Origin of the sequence: Methylomagnum ishizawai (assembly GCF_900155475.1) — a bacterium.
GTDB lineage: Bacteria > Pseudomonadota > Gammaproteobacteria > Methylococcales > Methylococcaceae > Methylomagnum > Methylomagnum ishizawai_A.
Window position 1 is genome coordinate 1,601,132 of the sequence record NZ_FXAM01000001.1, and the last position, 16,833, is coordinate 1,617,964.

Sequence of the window (16,833 nt, forward strand, 5' to 3'; positions counted from 1 at the left end):
CCGCATCAGCCGTTCCGGTGGGCGCGGTATTCGCCCGCCGCGCGGACGAAGCCGGTGAACAAGGCGTGGCCGCCGCGGGGGGTGGAAGTGAATTCCGGGTGGAATTGGCAGGCCAGGAACCAGGGATGGTCGGGGATTTCGATGGCCTCGACCAAGCGCCCGTCCAGGGATTTGCCGCAGACTTTCATCCCGGCTTCTTCCAACGCCTTGAGGTAGTTGTTGTTGAACTCGTAGCGGTGGCGGTGGCGCTCGGTGATGACATCCTTGCCATAGACCCGGTGGGCCAGGCTGCCCGTGACCAAGCGGCATTTCTGCCCGCCCAGCCGCATACTGCCGCCCAGGTCGGAATGGGGGCCACGCTGTTCGATCTGGCCGGAATCGTCCTGCCATTCGGTGATGAGGGCGATCACGGGATGCGGGGTCTTGGGCAGGAATTCGGTGCTGTGCGCTCCTTCGAGTCCGGCCACGTCGCGGGCGAATTCGATCACCGCGACCTGCATCCCGAGGCAGATGCCGAGATAGGGGATTTTGTGTTCGCGGGCGTATTTGACCGCCGATATTTTGCCTTCGATGCCGCGCTCGCCGAAACCGCCCGGCACCAGGATGGCATCCACGCCTTCCAAGGCGCCGGTGCCCTTGTCCTCGATCTCTTCCGATTCGATGAAGCGGATTTCGACCTTGGTCTTGGTGTGGATGCCGGCGTGGATCAGGGCTTCGGTCAGGGATTTGTAGGCGTCGGAATGGTTGACGTATTTGCCGACCATGGCGACAACGACCGTGCCGGCCGGATGCTTGAGCCCGTCCAGCACCGCCTGCCATTCCGACAGATCGGCGGGATGGGCTTCCAGCTTGAGCTTTTTCACCACGATATCGTCCAGCCCTTGCGCGTGCAGCGAGAGCGGGATGCGGTAGATGGTGTCGGCGTCCACGGCGGAGATGACCGCGTCCTCGTTGACATTGGTGAACAGGGCGATCTTCTTGCGCTCGGATTGCGGCACCAAGCGGTCGGAACGGCAGATCAACACATCGGGCTGGATGCCGATAGTGCGGAGTTCCTTCACCGAGTGCTGGGTCGGCTTGGTCTTGAGTTCGCCCGCGCCCGCGATATAGGGCACCAGGGTCAGGTGGATGAACAGGCACCGATCCTCGCCCAATTCCACCCGGAGTTGGCGGATGGCTTCGAGGAAGGGCTGGGATTCGATATCGCCCACAGTGCCGCCGATTTCGATCATGGCGACATCGTAGCCCTCGGCGCTCAGGCGGATCACCCGCTTGATCTCGTCGGTGACATGGGGGATGACTTGCACGGTCGCGCCGAGATATTCGCCGCGGCGTTCCTTGCGGATCACGTTCTCGTAGATTTGGCCGGTGGTCCAGTTGTTGACCTTGCCCATGGTGGTGCGCAGGAAGCGCTCGTAATGGCCGAGGTCGAGGTCGGTTTCGGCCCCGTCCTCGGTGACGAACACCTCGCCGTGCTGGAACGGGCTCATGGTGCCGGGATCGACGTTGATATAGGGGTCGAGCTTGGTCATCGTCACCTTGAGGCCGCGGGCTTCGAGGATGGCGGCCAGGGACGACGCGGCGATGCCTTTGCCGAGCGAGGAAACGACACCGCCGGTAATGAAAATGTACTTGGTCATGCGCGAAGGGGGAGGGTTGACCGCGGTCGCCCGCTTGGGGGCCAGGGACGGATGCGGTGGATGGCGGAATATAAGCGTGGCATTTTACCCGACACGGGGCGTTGCGTCATCGCCAGCCTTGGTTTCAAATCGGCGGAAAGCCGGTTTACCATAGCGGGATCAAGTAATAATCCAGGTTTTCAGGAGGAACTAGATGGGCGGGACAAGGCGATTCAGGATGTTGGCGGGCGTGGCGTTGCTAGGCATTGTGGCGGGTTGTGCCTGGGTTGATCTCAAGCCGCAGGGCGAGAAGGTCCGGGTGTTGTCGAAGTCGGAAGTAGGCCGTTGCAAACTGTTGGGCCAGGTCACGGCCAATACCACGGCGACCCTCGGTTTCATCGCCCGCGGCAAATCGGTGGTCCAGGAAGAAGTGTATCGGCTGGCCCGCAACAACGCGGGCGGCATGGGCGGCGATACCATCGTCACCAAGGGGCCGCTGTTGGAAGGGGAGCAGTCGTTCGAGGTCTATCGCTGCATCAATCCGTAGCGGGGTTTTCCGATAGGGCGCGGAGAGGCGGGGGTGGAAACCATTCGATCATGATATTGCGCCCCGCCGGGTCGCCCGCGAATGCCTGGCAAATCCACCTTCCCCCCACCGCCACCAGCCGTCCATCCACATAGACCAAGGGCGTCCGCTCCCGCACCCAGGGCGGAATCCCGGCTTCCTGGAACAGCTTTTTCAAGTCCCGCGAGCCTGTCCGGCCCAGGGGGCGGCAGGTTTCGCCGCCTTGGCGGTAGCGCACGGTAATGGCTGCCGTCCGCCACAATCCAGGCGCGATGCCGGGGCCATCGATGGGCCGGGCGATGAGTTCGCCGTTGCCATCGGGCAGGAGCAGGGGCGCGAGGCCGTCCCAGGCGATGATGGTGCCGCTATCGAATGGCCCGGCGGGTGGCAGCAAATACAACTCGTTCCGATAGCGGCGGATTTCCCCCTCCCGCCAGCGCACCGCGGGACTCCGCTCGGGATGGGCGTTGAGGGCGCAATCCAACACCTGTTCCAACACGCGGGCCGAGGGCGTTCGGAAACCTTTGGCCCCGATCCATTCCCGCAGCACCAAACGCCGATCCGCCGCCGCATAAGCCAACAGGCGGTCCACGCACAGCGTCCCCCGCTCCGGGTTCAGCGCCGCATGGCAGAGGTCGCGGGCCAGCGCCGCCAGGGTGGCCTGGGCCTCGGCGCAATGCCGGGCGGAGCGGCTGAGGGTGGCGCCGACGGCGGGCCAGCGCTCGGCCAGCACCGGCAGGATGCGGTGGCGGATGAAATTGCGGTCGTAGCCCAAATCCCGGTTGCTGGGGTCTTCGAGCCAATCCAGTTCGAGCTTTTCGGCGTAATCCCGCAGTTCGGCGCGGCCATGGTCCAGCAAGGGCCGCGTGAGGAAACCGGGGCCGAACGCCGCCCGCTCCGGCATCGCCGCCAAACCCGGCAATCCCGCGCCGCGCAGCAATTGCAGTAGCAAGGTCTCGGCCTGGTCGTCCCGATGTTGGGCGGTGAGCAAGGTATCGCCCGTCGCCATCAATGTGGCCAGGGTTTGGTAACGGGCGGCGCGGGCGGCTTCCTCGGGGCTTTGGCCGGGACGGGGCCGGGCATCGACCCGCAGCAAACGGAACGCCACGCCCTCGGCCTCGCAGGTGGTCCGGCACTGTTCGGCCCAGTGTTCGGCGGCGGCTTGCAAGCCATGATGCACGTGGACGGCGGTGCAGCGGAAATCCTGGGAAACGCGGGCCAGTTCGGCGCACAGGCGCAGCAGTACCCGCGAGTCGAGTCCGCCGCTATAGGCGATCCAATAATGGGGGGAGGGCGGATGGCGGGCGAGGCTGGCCCGTAAAGTGTCGGCGGAGAGGTTCATGGAAGCGGGGTGTTCCGTGGCCCGGATGGAACACAGTGGAATCCGGGCTACGGGGTTGGGAAGCGGGTCAGGCGTTGGCTTCTTCGTAGACGCCATAGCTCATCAGGCGGGCATAGCGCCGTTCCAGCAATCCCTCCATGGGGGTGCGGAGCAGTTCCTCCAGGTGGCGCTTGATCGCCGCCTTCAGGTTGTTGGCGGCTTGCTGGCGGTCGCGGTGGGCGCCGCCCAGGGGTTCGGGCACGATCTCGTCGATCAGCTTGAGTTCCCGCAAACGGTCGGAGGTGATGCCCATGGCCTCGGCGGCGAGTTCGGCCTTGTCGGCGCTTTTCCACAGGATCGAGGCGCAACCTTCCGGCGAGATCACCGAATAAGTGCTGTATTGCAGCATCAAGAGCCGGTCGCCCACGCCGATGGCCAGCGCCCCGCCCGAACCGCCCTCGCCGACCACGGTGCAAAGGATCGGGGTACGCAGGGTCGCCATCTCGAACAGGTTGCGGGCGATGGCCTCGCTCTGGCCGCGTTCTTCCGCGCCGATGCCGGGATAGGCGCCGGGCGTGTCGATGAAGCAAAGAATGGGCAGGTGGAAACGCTCGGCCAAGCGCATCAGGCGCAGCGCCTTGCGGTAGCCTTCCGGGCGCGGCATTCCGAAGTTGCGGTGGATTTTCTCCTTGGTGTCGCGGCCCTTCTGATGGCCGATCACCATGACCGGCAGGCCGTCGAGTTTGGTCAGACCGCCGACGATGGCCGGATCGTCGGCGTAGGCGCGGTCGCCGTGCAACTCATGGAAATCCCCGAAGATCAATTCCAGGTAATCCAGGGTATAGAGCCGTTGCGGATGGCGGGAGATTTGCGAAATCTGCCAGGCGGTCAGCGAGGAAAACACCGATTCGGTGAGCTTGCGGCTTTTGTCTTCGAGGCGGGCGATTTCTTCGCTGATGTTGATTTCGTTGTCGAAGCCGACCCGTTTGAGTTCGCCGATCTTGGCTTCGAGTTCGGCGATGGGTTGTTCGAAATCGAGGAATTTCAGGTCCATGTTTTAGTTGTCTCGGCGCGGACGGAAAAACGGCTATTTTAACACCTCGGCTAGGAAATCTTTGAGGCTTTCCCAGGAACGGCGGTCGGCGGTTTCCTGGTAGACCGTGCCGAAGCCAGGGTCGTTGGCCCTGGGGTTGGTGAAGGCGTGGACGGTGTGGCCATAGGCGTGGATTTGCCAGTCGGCCCCGGCCTGGGTGAGTTCATGGCCCAGGGCCACCATTTGTTCTGGCTTGACCATGGGGTCGTCGAAGCCGTGCAGGGCCAGCACCTTGGCTTTGATCTTATTGTTGCCGGTATTGCCGGGCGGGATGAACAGGCCATGGAAGCTGACCACGCCGCGTAGGTCGGCCCCGGTCCGCGCCAAGTCCAGCACGCACAGCCCGCCGAAGCAAAAGCCCATGGCGGCGATGCGCCGCGCATCGACTTCCGGTTGCAGGCGTAGGGTATCGAGGGCGGCGGTGATCCGGCTTTGCAAGAGGACGCGGTCTTGCACGAAGGGTTGCATGAGTTGGGCGTTTTCTTCCGGCCCCGAGCCCAGGACGCCCTTGCCGTACATGTCGAGCGCGAAGGCGGCGTAGCCGAGTTCGGCCAGTTTGCGGGCCTTGTCGCAGACGAACTCTTCGCGGCCTGCCCAGGCATGGGCGATCAGCACGGCGGGCAGGGGTTGGGCGCGGCGGTTGTCGTAGGCGAAAAAGCCTTCGAGCGCGGTGTCGGCGTGGGTGTAATCGACGGTACGGGTTTGGATCGCCATGAAGCTTATCTCCGGTCGGGAAATGGGTGGGGAGGCCAGCGGCGGCGATACCCTAGCAGAAGCCGGGCCGGGAATGCCATGGTTGCGGGCGGGCGCTGACCACGCTCCGGGCTTGGGTCGCGATGCTGGTCATCGGTGGCCGACCAAAACGGGAGCGAGCCGTATGGGGTTTTGGGGATGCTTGAAACATCGGCCCGGTGGGCGGAGAGGATGCTTGGATGACTGCGAAGGCTGGTGGCGGAATTTTCGCTTAGGGGAACCTAAGCAAAAAAGCGACGGCTTACTCCTGGAACAAAAGTATTAAGAAGAAGCCGTCGGTAAAGTGGACTTTGCCGAAAGTTCTCTCGGGTTCCGTGTACGAGTAATTAAACCATCGACATGAACCGGGATTGCCACATCCAACAAAGTCTGCTGAGGTTTTTTTTACTGGGATGCCCCGCTTGCGCCGCTAGGATATTTCCGGGCTGGGCAGGCGGGGCATAGGTGCTTTTACCTTGTTATTATTTGGAGTGCTGGCGTTCGATCTGCTTTTCCACCTCAGCCTTGGATTCGGCCTGGGCTTGTTGATTCTTGACGCCGGCTTCCAGATCATCACGCGCACCGCGCATGGCGAACACGACAACGACCGCTAAAAGGATAACGCCGCCGATGTACAACCAAAAATTGTCTTTCTCTTGTTCCATATTTACCTCCTCAGTCTTTCGTCTTTCGTTGATATTGAAAAATCACGCCCTTCTGGTTGGGGCGGGAATAAAATATCGGAGATCAGAGGCTGTTTGGTTACAAAACCGTGTAAATTTCATTTCAAATGAATACGTAATAAATGAAGTTATCATAAAAATTTCATGATTTGATCGATATGCTTGATGGCGATGTATTCATGAAACGGCGGGCCGCTCCCGGTCGGGACGACGATATACCATGCGGCCTGGGTGGGACGGGGCGGATTCGGCTGGAACGCCGAGGAACGGCGGGTCCGGCCTTCAAAACTGGCGGGAGCCTTGGAACGGTTCTGGGGGGCGGCTTCTAGCGATCCGAAGAGGGCCGGTCAATCGGTTTCCTCTTGCTGGCGGATCAGCGAGCCTTCCAAGGTATACAGGGATTCATATTCCCTGCCGTTTTCTTTGAATTCTATGACGTAGGCCGGACTGCCTTCGAAGCGCTGGGCCTCGTACTCCACGTCCCGAGCGTTCGGGTGTGCTTGCTCGAAGGAATCGAGTACGGCTTTCGGCACTTGATCTTTGCCGATATCGTTGGCGTTGGCGGCCGCCGGACCGAATACCGCCAAATATGTTGCAAATCCAACGAGCATGTTGGTCTTCATGAATCCCTCCATTCGGGCATCGAACGGCTACGCCGCAAAACGCGGATCATTGGCGAGAAGCGCCGTGCAGTCAATCCTGGGTTTGTGTCGAGAGGAACGGGGGGGCAAACTTCAGTTTGCACGCGGGGGTGGCCTGCGAACAAACCGAAGTTCATGCTCCGGGGCGATGCGGGGGGGTATTTATGACATATTCCTGGGCCGATGGAGGGTATCCGTCACGGCACCAATGAGGGCTTGAACGCCAACACCTGGGCTTGCATGCGCTTGACTTGGCCGATGCTGAAACCGGTCATACAGGCATCGGCGCTGTAATCCATGTAGTTGGTCACCGGGTCTTTGCCTAGCTTGTTCGCGCAGGTATCCCTTTTGACGGGGCAATCGAAATTCGGGCTGCGCTCGATGGCGGTGTCGCCCACCAGATCATTATCCACGGCGCAACTGGTCTGGCCATCGTCGAAAGTATGATAGAGGCCCAGATAATGCCCGATTTCATGGGTGGCGGTATCGCCTTCCCCATAAGGAGACGGACCCCCTGGAAGCGACCGATAATTTAGCACAACCCCGTGCATGGCGCTCGATTCCGCATACATATCGGGAAAGGTCGCGAAGCCGAGCAAACCAGAGCCGCTGTTGCAGGTATAGGCGTTCAAGGTATGGCTGGGATCGACCGCTAATTGTTTTTTATAAACGGGTTCCAACGCCTCGCTATCCAGGCATTGATCGAACCAATCGGCGCTTTCCGTCCTATCGGTACCGGCCAGGGAAAACTGGAATCCACTGCCTTGATAGGCGTTATTCAAAACCGTGATTTGCTTGGCGATAACCGTGTTCGAAATATTACCTTTGGGTTGGCCGGACACGACCTTATAGATAACATGGAACCAAACCGGGATGGTGACGGGCTGATTGGGCGGCGGGAAGGTTTTGGCGGCCTGCCTGCTGGCGGCGTTGAAAACGGTTTCGCTTTGCAGTTTTTCGGACATATTCCGCACCGGGGTCCTGCACTTCATCTGGGGTATTTCTTCCGCTGTGGCATACGATGCCATACCGGTCGCACCAAGGAGCGTGGCGAGGCAATAGCCACCGAGCAAGTTGATCCTGGATTGGGTTTTATCGTGCATATGGATGATCTCCTAGCCTAGGTATATGGGCATCAACGGCTGTTTCAGCGCCAGTGGAGTCGGCGGGCGGGCCGGAATGACACGGAGATCATGCACCTGTGGGACGAGCGAGGTCTACCGCAGTTTCACTACCCAGGCTGGCCTGGGGCACAATGGCTGGATGTCTTTTGACATGGACAGCATGGCGTGCGACGGAATCCGGCGCGGTGGGTGGGAACCCCAAAGCCTTCGGATTCCGCCGTGCCGCATCTTTTGCCGCCATTCGATACGGGCGGCTAGCTATTGGGAAAAGCGGATGGCTGGGCATAGGCTCCCAAACGCTGTTTGGGAGGCCGTCCTTCCAAACTCCGCTTGGCGTGGGACGGAAAGCAGGGTTATTCCCAAGCCGGGCTTAGGAATCAGCATCCATGCTTCATGTTGAAAACGCGCTAGGCGTGGAGGAAAGCGGAAAAGCTTGTGTAATCAGGCCGAAATAATGGCCGCGACCACGATCCCGGCGATGAGGTTCCCGAAGATATCCACGAAAAGCTCCCGCGTGAAAAAGGCCGCCGGACTCATTTTGCCGATTTTCTGGCTTTTGCTCTTTTCGGGGAGTTTAATTTTGCCTTCGGCGATTTCGCGGATCGAATCCTCGACCAGGGCGAGGACGCCGGCTTCGGTATGGTGGGCCGGATGGTATTTGATCAACAGGGTGCCGGTGATGATATTCGGTTCGGCATGGTATATGCCTTTGGCTTCAGGCCGCTTGAGCAGCCGGAGTTTCAGTAGATCGGCGATGGCGGCTTGGTTTTTGATGCAGGGCGCGCGCAGGCGTATTCTATTGGGGACTTTGTTGTGGGCGATGGCTATTGAGGTTGGCATATCACCGTGCATAAGGGTTTACCGTGGATAGATAATACGGGTGGGGTGGAAAGTATCTGGTCATGGCTTAGAAGGGTAGCCATGAGAATGGCGCGGTTTCCAATTATAACAAAATGCCGGGGCTGGCGCGGAGGGTGGGGTGTCATGATAATGTCATGCTGGGATGTTAAATAGGGGGTTAATCCTTTTGTCGTTGTGCGATGCTTTATACCGATGCCGCCGGGGGTAGGCGTTATTCATTCCCCGATCTTAAAACCCTGCTGGGCAAGGCTTCGCCCTTGCGTTCGGCGGACCAACTGGCCGGACTCGCCGCCGAGTCCGAGGCGGAACGGGCCATCGCCCAGCGCGTGCTGGCCGGGGTGCCGTTGCGGCGCTTCCTGCAAGAACCCCTGATCCCGCCCGAACGGGACGAGGTCAGCCGCTTGATCTTCGAGCGCCACGACGCGGCGGCTTTTGCGCCTATCGCCGGGCTAACGGTCGGCGAATTCCGGGAGTGGCTGTTGGCCGACACCACGGCGGATGCCGAAATCGAAGCCATCCGGCCCGGCCTGATGCCGGAAATGGCGGCAGCGGTTGCCAAACTCATGCGCAACCAGGATTTGATCGCCGCCGCCCGGCGTTGCCGGGTGACGACCCGGTTCCGCAATACCTTGGGGCTGTCCGGGCGTTTATCGACCCGCTTGCAGCCCAACCATCCCACCGATGATCCCCAGGGCATCGCCGCCAGCCTCCTCGACGGCTTGCTGTACGGCAATGGCGACGCGGTCATCGGCATCAATCCCGCCACCGACAGCCCCACCAATGTGGCTGGCTTACTGTACCTATTGGACCGGATCATCCAGGAATACGCCATCCCCACCCAAAGTTGCGTGCTGGCCCATGTCACCACCACCATGGAATTGATGCGGCGGGGCGTGCCGGTGGATTTGGTGTTCCAATCCATCGCCGGGACCGAGGCGGCGAACCGCAGTTTCGGTGTGGACCTCGCGATGCTCGGGGAAGCGCGGGAGATGGCGCTTGCCCTCAAACGCGGCACGGTGGGCGACAACGTGATGTATTTCGAGACCGGCCAGGGTAGCGCCCTATCCGCCGAGGCCCACCACGGCATCGACGCCCAAACCTGCGAGGCCCGCGCCTATGCCGTGGCCCGCGAGTTCGCGCCGCTGTTGGTCAATACCGTGGTGGGTTTCATCGGGCCGGAATATCTCTACGATGGCAAGCAGATCATCCGCGCCGGGCTGGAGGATCATTTCTGCGGCAAACTCCTGGGCCTGCCGATGGGTTGCGATGTTTGCTACACCAACCACGCCGAGGCCGACCAGAACGATATGGACAACCTCATCACTTTGCTGGGCGTGGCCGGTTGTACCTATTTCATGGGGGTGCCGGGGGCGGACGATATCATGCTGGCCTATCAAAGCACCTCGTTCCACGATGCCTTGTATCTGCGCCGGGTTTTGGGGTTGCGGCCCGCGCCGGAGTTCGAGGATTGGTTGAATCGCATGGGCATTTTCGATGGCCGCAATGCCTTGGCCGGGAATCCGGCCCCGCGCTTGCTGGAGGCCGTCTGCGGTCTGGCGGGAGGTCCGGCATGAACGACGACGCTTGGGAACCGCTACGCCGGTTCACCCAGGCCCGCATCGGCCTGGGCCGCGCCGGCCACGCCCTGCCCACCGGGGCGCTATTGGACTTCCAATTGGCCCATGCCAGGGCGCGGGACGCGGTGCATCTGCCCTGGAATATCGAAGGCTTCGCCGCGGCGGTGCGGGCGCTGGGCAGCAAGTGCCTGATCCTGGAAACCCCGGTGACCGACCGTGGCGAATACCTGCGCCGTCCCGACCTGGGCCGCCGCTTGACCGAATCGGCCCGCGCCCGCCTGGCGGCTGGGACCGGGCCGGACATCGATATCGCCTTGATCGTGACCAACGGCCTGTCGTCCACGGCGGTGGAGGCGCATGGTATCCCCTTGTTGCGGGCGATCCTGGAACGCTACCACGCGCTGGGACTCAAGCCCGGCCCGGTCTGCGTGGTGGGGAATGGCCGGGTGGCCGTGTCCGACGCGATCGGCGCGGCGCTCAAGGCCCGTTTGGCGGTGATCGTGGTCGGCGAGCGGCCCGGCCTCAGCGCGGCGGATAGCCTGGGGATTTACCTGACCTATGGTCCCAGGCCCGGCACGACCGACGCCGGGCGCAATTGCCTGTCCAATATCCGCCCGCCCGAAGGTTTGGATTACGCCACCGCCGCCGCCAAGCTGGCCTATCTGACGGTCGAGGCGCTGCGGCGGGGTTTGTCCGGGGTGGATTTGAAGGACGAGATGGTCCTGCCGGGCCAAGATGGCGCGGTCTTCGACACCCTCCCGCAGCTTTGAGCTTGCGCCCAAGGAATTTGGGAGTCCGCGTGGAATCCGGCGGGTCGAACAGGATTCGACCCTGGGAAATACCGGGTTTTACGCCGCCGGTTTTCATCTTAATGCAACGGTTTTCGCGGTAACTTGGGCGCGTTTCCCTTGGACGGCCCTGAGGGCGCGGACCCGCGCCGGGACCGGCCTCGCCCCCATCTTTTTCCATCGCGAGAGTAGCGACCAACGATGCAAGTTCGAGCCATCTTCATTTCCGATGTGCATCTCGGCACCCGCGCCTGTCAAGCCGCCCGTTTGGTGGATTTCCTGCGCGAACATCCTTCCGAATATCTTTATCTCCTGGGTGATATCATCGATTTCTGGGCCATGAGCCGGGGCGAAATCTACTGGTCCAGGGCGCAGAACACCTTTGTCCAGAAGGTGCTGAGGCGCGGCCGCCATGGCGACAAGATCATCCTGGTGCCCGGCAACCACGACGAAGCCCTGCGCGAATACCTGGACATGGCCTTCGGCGATATCGTCCTCAAGGGCGAATACGTCCACACGGCGGTGGATGGCAAGCGTTATTTGCTGCTGCACGGCGATGATTTCGACCAGGTCACCCGCTACCACCGCTGGGTGGCGGTGCTGGGCGATGTGTCCTACAACTTCCTGGTGCGGGTGAACGCGCTCCTATCCTGGTTGCGCCGCCAATTCAAGCGGCCCGGTTATTGGTCCTTGGCCGGCTACGCCAAGCGCAAGGTCAAGACGGCGGTCAATTTCATCTTCGATTTCGAGGATTCGGTGTTGCACCATGTGCGCGAGCGCGGTTTCGACGGCGTGGTCTGCGGCCATATCCATTGGGCCGAGATCAAGCAGATCGATGGCTTGTCCTATATGAACTGCGGCGATTGGGTCGATAGCTGCACCGCCATCGTCGAACATCTGGATGGGCGCATGGAATTGATCGTATGGCACGGCGACCTGGCCGCGCCCGAGCAACCCGACGCCCCGGTCAGCCAAATCGCCACCGCCTGAGCCATGGACGCCCCCGTCGGAATAGACCGGAATACGTCCCTGTCGGAGTCGGAGCCGGTCGTGGTCCAGGACGGCGACGCCGGGGCAACGGGCCGGGCCGGACCCGTGGAACCCCAGGCGGAAAACGTCCCCGTCCGCGACCTGCCCCACGATGTCGGCTACCTCTTGCTCGCGGGCGGGCTGATCGGTGTCGTGGCACCGGGCATCCTGGGGCTGGATATGCTGGCTTTGGGTACTTTGATCCTCTGGCCGGGCAACCAGCGGCGGGTGGAGCGCTGGTTGCAGGGCGATCCCTCGACCCCGAGATTCCTGCGCGGCAGCCTGAAGCAGGTGGAGCGCTTCCTCGACAGCCTGGAAAAGCGCTATCCCCGGCGCGATCCGTCGTCCAAACCGGGCCGGCCCTAGCCCGCCTTCCGCCATATCCCACCGGATATCCGCCCGCCCGTTCCCAAGCCCGGCTTGGGAACGGGTATCCATGCCCACGCCCAGCCAATATCGATGACAGGAGGCCGTTCCACCGTAATGGACGGTTTTTCCGGCGTTCCCATGTCCATATCCTGGCAGCCATCCTCCAGTCGGATTGCCGCGTGGAGAGAAGACGCATCTCCATCCTGGCCCTGATTATCCAGTCCATCGAGGATTACTTTGTACCCGCCGCGGTGGCCGGTTATTTATGTCGGCATATCGCGAACAGCGCCCTGGCCATCATTCCGGCGCGGGGGCATTTTCCGCTCTGAGCGCGCCCATCGAGGTCGCCGCCGCCTTGCGTGGTTTCCTATGAACCCGCTGGGGCGCGGGGGATCGCCTTTGTCCAATACGGCGGAATACAACGGGTTGCCGGAGGCGGACATGTATCGGATTGGCGAGGATATGCGATATGGTGTTGGCATGGGGCGCTCCTGGCGGATACCGTGGTTTTACGGTTGGACAGGATATGGCCTTTGGGTTCGGATAGACTCGACTATGTTTCCTGGGTATCCTTCCATGCCCATTGGGGTCGATATATCCAGGGCGGTCGCCATCTGGCGGGTGGGGGCAAGGCTTGCTTGGCGTTTTAATATGGGGTGGAACCCGCTGGGTTTCCGGCCATCGATGTGGGCGGCGCTCACCGGAGAAAACAATCATGGTCTCATCGGTAAAGCAGAGAAAACCATCATATCTGATATTTTTGGCCGGCTGGGTGGGCCTGTCGCCCCTGGCCCAGGCCGCGCACACCGCGCGCATGTTGGAACCCACCTATGTGGTCGCGGGCCAACCGACCGCCTTCAAGTACGAACTGACCGTCGGCGAGCAGGGGATTCCGGTGGGTGGCAGCGTTGTGGTGGGTTTCCACCACGCCTCGAAATGGCAGCCGCGGTTGCAATTCGGCCAGCCCACCTTGCCCGCCTATGTCAAGGTGACGGGCAAGGTCGCCAATAATTTCAAGATGAGGTTTCAAAATGTCGGCCCGACCTCTTTCGCCAAGACGGCGGACAACCTATACCACATGGTGATCGTCGCCACCGTGAGCAAAACCGCCCTGGTGCCGGGCGAGGTGGTCACCATCAGCATCGGCAGCGCCCAATATGGGGGCATATTCCAGATCATGGCGGACGACCACCATGAATTGCGGATCATGGCCGACACCAACGCCGACGGCAAATTCGAATGGGTGGCCTCGCCCCAGTTCGATATCATCCCGGCCCCGACCCACCACCTGCTGATGGTCGCGCCTTCGCAAGTCACCGTGGGCCAGCCGTTCAATGTCCAAATCCATGCCGAGGACGCCTACAACAACTTCGTCAACGGCACTTATTTCTCAACCCCCGTGCCCACCTATAACGGGAAGGTCACGATCATCGACGAGAGCGAGGGAGTACTGGCGACCGGTGTCCAGGTCACCGATGGCTGGGCGAGCGTGCCGGTGCGGGTGTCCAAGCCCGGTCCCCATTGGCTCAGGGTCAGCGATGGGGCATCGGGCGATGCCGGCGGCAGTGGCGAAGGGGGCGGAACCTCCGGAGGCAACGATGGAACCTTGGCGGGTGTCAGCAACCCCTTCAAAGCCTTCGCGGCGGACCCCGAATACAAGATATATTGGGGCGATGTCCACGGCCATACCAAGGGGTCCGATGGCTTGGGCGAATCCCAGGAGCAATATTTCTGGTACGCGCAAAAAGCCCAGCATTTGGACATGTGTGCCCTGAGCGACCATGGCCAGAAAATGTGGCCGCAAACCATGGCCGCCGTCCGCTCGTTCTATCGGCCTGGGGAATTCGTGACTATCCTCGGTGCCGAGGCCAGTTTGAGAGGGGGGCATGTCAATGTCTATTTCAGGGGGGATACCGCCGCGCTCCTTCCCAAAAATTGGAACCTGATGAACCATGTCACCTTCATCGATGCGGTTGCCCAGCAATTCGGGACCGACGCCCTCATGGGGCCGCATGCCTTCTCCCATGCCACCACCGAACCCTATCCTTTCTCCTTCTGGAACGACACGGTCGAGCGTTTCGTCGAGGTTTATTCGATGCATGGCACCAACGAATATCCCGGCAATGCGCGGCCGCTGGCGCAGGCCATCGAAGACCCCGCCCATTTCCTGCAAGGGGGCTTGGTCGCAGGGCGGCGTTTCGGGGTGATCGCTTCCGCCGATGGCCATGATTCCCATCCGGGGCGGTCGTTCGGCGGGGTTTATCCCACCGGGCTGGTGGCGTTCCGCGCCAAGGAACTGACGCGGGACGCCATCTACGACGCCTGGCGGAACTATCAGGTCTACGCCACCAGCGTGGAACGCATCTACCTGGATTTCTCGATCAATGGCTCGTGGATGGGGGCATCCTTGACTACCGGCGATCCGGTCCAGGTGCATTACGAGGTGATCGGGCAGGATAAAACCTTCAAGGCCGAGTTGCTCCGTAATAACATGGTCATCAGGACCGATACCACAACCAATGGGACGGTCGCGGTCGATTTCCAGGATACGCCCCCCGATCCCAATAATTATTATTATCTGAGGGTGTCGCAGGCCAATGGCGAACGGGCTTGGTCCACCCCGATCTGGGTCGATAAGCCGCCCGCCCCGGATGCGCCGCCCGCCGCGGCCAAAGCACCGCGCTCGGCAAAGAAGCGGGCACGCGCTTCTTAAGAAACTGTCTGGCAAAAAGGAATTCATGTAGAGTCAAGCCCCCGTTGATTTTCCAAGGTTCCCCGACATGAGCTATCCGAGCGACCTGAGCGACGAAGAATGGTCGTTGATCGAACACCACTTCCGCCCGAAGGACCGGCGTGGCAATGCCAGCAAGCACCCGCGCAAGCGGGTGGTGGACGCCATCCTGTACGTGGTGGAGGGCGGCATCAAATGGCGGATGCTGCCGAAGGACTTCCCGCCCTGGCAGACCGTGTACGACCATTTCAGCCGTTGGAACAAGGCCGGGGTCTGGGAAACGGCCCTGGACGAGATCAACGCGCGGCATCGAAAAAAAAGCATCGGGCCGGTTCCCCGAGCTACGCCATCATCGACTCGCAGAGCGTCAAGACCCAGTACGCCAGCGAGGAGCGGGGGATCGACGGCGGCAAGCGCGTGAAGGGGCACAAGCGGCACATCGTCGTGGACGTCCTGGGCCACCTGCTGCATGTCGAGGTCCACGCCGCCAACCTGAGCGACACCGTACGCGGCTGCGAAGTCATGCGCCGGGCGGCGGAGAAGCATCCCGGCATCGAGGCATTCTCCGGCGACACGGGCTATCGCGGCACGGCGGTCGAATACGTGGAGGAAAAGCTGGGCTTGGTCCTGCACATCTCGCAAAGGATCGTGGACGGCTTCGCCGTCCTGCCGAAACGCTGGATCGTCGAGCGGACGTTCGCCTGGTTCGGCTCGTTCCGCCGGTTGAGCAAGGATTTCGAAACCCTTACCGCCACCGCCGAGAACGTTATCCGCATCGCCATGCTGAGGACCACCCTTGCAAAATGTGTCTGAGCTTTTGCCAGACAGCTTCTAAACCCCATGGGTTAGCCTTTCATATTCGGCCCGCGTCAATTCCAGCCCGTAGGTCCGCTCCAGGCGGCGCATGGTGAAATGGGCGCGGGCGATCTCCTGGAAATGTTCGATGAACACCAGGTTGATGAGGCTGCCGGTACCCGCGCCCAGCAGCGGAACCATTTGCAGGGCGGCTTTCTGGCTCACCGCCACGCCGAAGCGGGCGGCGATCTCGGCGATGAAGCGCACCAGCCCCGGCGGATTCATGCGCACGATGCCCACTGTCGCTACCCGCTCGGAAATCCGGGTCAGGTGCATCCCCAGCGCGAGGCGGATGCCGTAATAGCCGATATCGGTGGCGTCGTCGCTGGGCGAGCGTCCACCCAGCGCGAATACTTCCATACAAGCCAAGCGGGTTTCCTCGTCGTCCAAATCCTCGCCCTGGGCTTGGGCGATATCGGCGATGGAACGCAGGATGATGCCCGAAGTCACCGGCAATTCGGCCAGCACGGCGGGCAACCCGAACAAGCCGCCGACCGCGCCCGACAGCATCCCCATGGCCTTGTGCAAGCGGGCGTTGCCGCCGCGGCCGGGGCGTTTGCCCAGCGAAAGGATGGCGATCCGCAAGGTGCGCTCCAGGTGGCTGCCGAGGCTGGCCTGCATCCGGGCGTGCCAGCTTTCCGGCAGCGCTTTGAAGAAGCGTTGGATTGGGGCGCCGATGCGGCTGGTCATGCGGGCGGCGAAGCCGGGGCATTCCAGGCGGCGATGGGCGAGGCGCAGGGCTTGGATATCCTCGGTGGAGAGGGGCGCGGCGCTGGCCGGGAGCAAGCGGGTAGCGGAGCTATCGGATATGGCGTTCATGGTGGCGGACCCAAGTGGCGGTCACG

18 protein-coding genes are annotated in these 16,833 nt (G+C 61.8%); 9 read left to right on the forward strand and 9 right to left on the reverse strand.

What is annotated here, in order from left to right; genetic code table 11:
- Window positions 1-5: 5 nt before the first annotated feature.
- Complete coding sequence (locus B9N93_RS07250; protein WP_085212255.1) at window positions 6-1,640, reverse strand: CTP synthase; 1,635 nt, start codon at window positions 1,638-1,640, stop codon at window positions 6-8.
- A 193-nt stretch (window positions 1,641-1,833) separates the two neighbouring features.
- Here B9N93_RS07250 and B9N93_RS07255 point away from each other — a divergent pair, with 193 nt between their 5' ends.
- Complete coding sequence (locus B9N93_RS07255; protein ID WP_085212257.1) at window positions 1,834-2,166, forward strand: DUF4156 domain-containing protein; 333 nt, start codon at window positions 1,834-1,836, stop codon at window positions 2,164-2,166.
- Here B9N93_RS07255 and tilS read toward each other — a convergent pair.
- The 7 genes from tilS to B9N93_RS07290 form a co-directional block, all read right to left on the reverse strand.
- Window positions 2,156-3,526 carry a tRNA lysidine(34) synthetase TilS gene (gene tilS, locus B9N93_RS07260; protein WP_085212259.1) on the reverse strand — a complete coding sequence of 457 codons (1,371 nt, stop codon included), beginning with the start codon at window positions 3,524-3,526 and terminating at the stop codon, window positions 2,156-2,158. The genes B9N93_RS07255 and tilS overlap by 11 nt on opposite strands.
- A gap of 67 nt (window positions 3,527-3,593) precedes the next feature.
- A complete protein-coding gene (gene accA / locus B9N93_RS07265; protein ID WP_085212261.1) occupies window positions 3,594-4,559 on the reverse strand; it encodes an acetyl-CoA carboxylase carboxyl transferase subunit alpha in 966 nt (321 codons plus the stop codon).
- Between the two features lie 33 nt (window positions 4,560-4,592).
- Window positions 4,593-5,312, reverse strand: coding sequence for a dienelactone hydrolase family protein (locus B9N93_RS07270; protein WP_085212263.1), 720 nt, complete (start codon window positions 5,310-5,312; stop codon window positions 4,593-4,595).
- Window positions 5,313-5,812: 500 nt separating this feature from the next.
- Complete coding sequence (locus B9N93_RS07275) at window positions 5,813-5,995, reverse strand: hypothetical protein (protein WP_085212265.1); 183 nt, start codon at window positions 5,993-5,995, stop codon at window positions 5,813-5,815.
- Window positions 5,996-6,360: 365 nt separating this feature from the next.
- Window positions 6,361-6,636 (reverse strand): hypothetical protein, encoded by a 276-nt coding sequence (locus B9N93_RS07280; RefSeq protein WP_125468880.1) that lies wholly within the window; start codon window positions 6,634-6,636, stop codon window positions 6,361-6,363.
- A 215-nt stretch (window positions 6,637-6,851) separates the two neighbouring features.
- Entirely contained in the window at window positions 6,852-7,619 is a 768-nt protein-coding gene (locus tag B9N93_RS07285) for a zinc metalloprotease (protein WP_176225175.1), read from the reverse strand.
- Window positions 7,620-8,219: 600 nt separating this feature from the next.
- Entirely contained in the window at window positions 8,220-8,618 is a 399-nt protein-coding gene (locus B9N93_RS07290) for an HMA2 domain-containing protein (RefSeq protein ID WP_085216201.1), read from the reverse strand.
- A gap of 200 nt (window positions 8,619-8,818) precedes the next feature.
- On the opposite strand from B9N93_RS07290, the gene B9N93_RS07295 reads away from it, so the two are divergent.
- The 8 genes from B9N93_RS07295 to B9N93_RS26240 all read left to right on the forward strand — a co-directional run bounded on the left by B9N93_RS07295 (window position 8,819) and on the right by B9N93_RS26240 (window position 15,946).
- The gene (locus B9N93_RS07295; protein ID WP_085212271.1) at window positions 8,819-10,213 is read left to right on the forward strand and encodes an ethanolamine ammonia-lyase subunit EutB; all 1,395 of its coding nucleotides are present in this window, start codon (window positions 8,819-8,821) and stop codon (window positions 10,211-10,213) included.
- Entirely contained in the window at window positions 10,210-10,986 is a 777-nt protein-coding gene (eutC, locus tag B9N93_RS07300) for an ethanolamine ammonia-lyase subunit EutC (protein ID WP_085212273.1), read from the forward strand. Before B9N93_RS07295 ends, eutC begins: the two co-directional genes overlap by 4 nt.
- Before the next feature lie 219 nt (window positions 10,987-11,205).
- Entirely contained in the window at window positions 11,206-11,994 is a 789-nt protein-coding gene (locus B9N93_RS07305) for a UDP-2,3-diacylglucosamine diphosphatase (protein ID WP_085212274.1), read from the forward strand.
- A gap of 3 nt (window positions 11,995-11,997) precedes the next feature.
- Entirely contained in the window at window positions 11,998-12,399 is a 402-nt protein-coding gene (locus B9N93_RS07310; protein WP_125468881.1) for a DUF3329 domain-containing protein, read from the forward strand.
- A gap of 182 nt (window positions 12,400-12,581) precedes the next feature.
- A complete protein-coding gene (locus B9N93_RS25405) occupies window positions 12,582-12,731 on the forward strand; it encodes a hypothetical protein (RefSeq protein ID WP_176225176.1) in 150 nt (49 codons plus the stop codon).
- Between the two features lie 386 nt (window positions 12,732-13,117).
- The gene (locus B9N93_RS07315) at window positions 13,118-15,115 is read left to right on the forward strand and encodes a CehA/McbA family metallohydrolase (protein WP_125468882.1); all 1,998 of its coding nucleotides are present in this window, start codon (window positions 13,118-13,120) and stop codon (window positions 15,113-15,115) included.
- A gap of 67 nt (window positions 15,116-15,182) precedes the next feature.
- Entirely contained in the window at window positions 15,183-15,554 is a 372-nt protein-coding gene (locus B9N93_RS26235) for a transposase (RefSeq protein WP_085210740.1), read from the forward strand.
- Window positions 15,533-15,946 (forward strand): transposase, encoded by a 414-nt coding sequence (locus tag B9N93_RS26240; protein ID WP_254899464.1) that lies wholly within the window; start codon window positions 15,533-15,535, stop codon window positions 15,944-15,946. The genes B9N93_RS26235 and B9N93_RS26240 overlap by 22 nt, the downstream gene beginning before the upstream one ends.
- An 18-nt stretch (window positions 15,947-15,964) precedes the next feature.
- Here the strand turns inward: B9N93_RS26240 and B9N93_RS07330 are convergent, their stop codons facing one another.
- The gene (locus B9N93_RS07330) at window positions 15,965-16,807 is read right to left on the reverse strand and encodes an EcsC family protein (protein ID WP_085212280.1); all 843 of its coding nucleotides are present in this window, start codon (window positions 16,805-16,807) and stop codon (window positions 15,965-15,967) included.
- Window positions 16,808-16,833 lie beyond the last annotated feature (26 nt).

What these genes read in the sequence shown, in the direction of transcription:
- B9N93_RS07285 (WP_176225175.1), bottom strand. Translation starts at nt 7,619, where the DNA reads ATGTCCGAAAAACTGCAAAGCGAAACCGTTTTCAACGCCGCCAGCAGG.
- B9N93_RS07290 (WP_085216201.1), bottom strand. Translation starts at nt 8,618, where the DNA reads ATGCCAACCTCAATAGCCATCGCCCACAACAAAGTCCCCAATAGAATA.
- B9N93_RS07280 (WP_125468880.1), bottom strand. Translation starts at nt 6,636, where the DNA reads ATGAAGACCAACATGCTCGTTGGATTTGCAACATATTTGGCGGTATTC.
- B9N93_RS07255 (WP_085212257.1), top strand. Translation starts at nt 1,834, where the DNA reads ATGGGCGGGACAAGGCGATTCAGGATGTTGGCGGGCGTGGCGTTGCTA.
- B9N93_RS26235 (WP_085210740.1), top strand. Translation starts at nt 15,183, where the DNA reads ATGAGCTATCCGAGCGACCTGAGCGACGAAGAATGGTCGTTGATCGAA.
- B9N93_RS07250 (WP_085212255.1), bottom strand. Translation starts at nt 1,640, where the DNA reads ATGACCAAGTACATTTTCATTACCGGCGGTGTCGTTTCCTCGCTCGGC.
- tilS (WP_085212259.1), bottom strand. Translation starts at nt 3,526, where the DNA reads ATGAACCTCTCCGCCGACACTTTACGGGCCAGCCTCGCCCGCCATCCG.
- B9N93_RS07330 (WP_085212280.1), bottom strand. Translation starts at nt 16,807, where the DNA reads ATGAACGCCATATCCGATAGCTCCGCTACCCGCTTGCTCCCGGCCAGC.
- eutC (WP_085212273.1), top strand. Translation starts at nt 10,210, where the DNA reads ATGAACGACGACGCTTGGGAACCGCTACGCCGGTTCACCCAGGCCCGC.
- B9N93_RS07315 (WP_125468882.1), top strand. Translation starts at nt 13,118, where the DNA reads ATGGTCTCATCGGTAAAGCAGAGAAAACCATCATATCTGATATTTTTG.
- B9N93_RS07310 (WP_125468881.1), top strand. Translation starts at nt 11,998, where the DNA reads ATGGACGCCCCCGTCGGAATAGACCGGAATACGTCCCTGTCGGAGTCG.
- B9N93_RS07275 (WP_085212265.1), bottom strand. Translation starts at nt 5,995, where the DNA reads ATGGAACAAGAGAAAGACAATTTTTGGTTGTACATCGGCGGCGTTATC.
- B9N93_RS07270 (WP_085212263.1), bottom strand. Translation starts at nt 5,312, where the DNA reads ATGGCGATCCAAACCCGTACCGTCGATTACACCCACGCCGACACCGCG.
- B9N93_RS07295 (WP_085212271.1), top strand. Translation starts at nt 8,819, where the DNA reads ATGCTTTATACCGATGCCGCCGGGGGTAGGCGTTATTCATTCCCCGAT.
- accA (WP_085212261.1), bottom strand. Translation starts at nt 4,559, where the DNA reads ATGGACCTGAAATTCCTCGATTTCGAACAACCCATCGCCGAACTCGAA.
- B9N93_RS07305 (WP_085212274.1), top strand. Translation starts at nt 11,206, where the DNA reads ATGCAAGTTCGAGCCATCTTCATTTCCGATGTGCATCTCGGCACCCGC.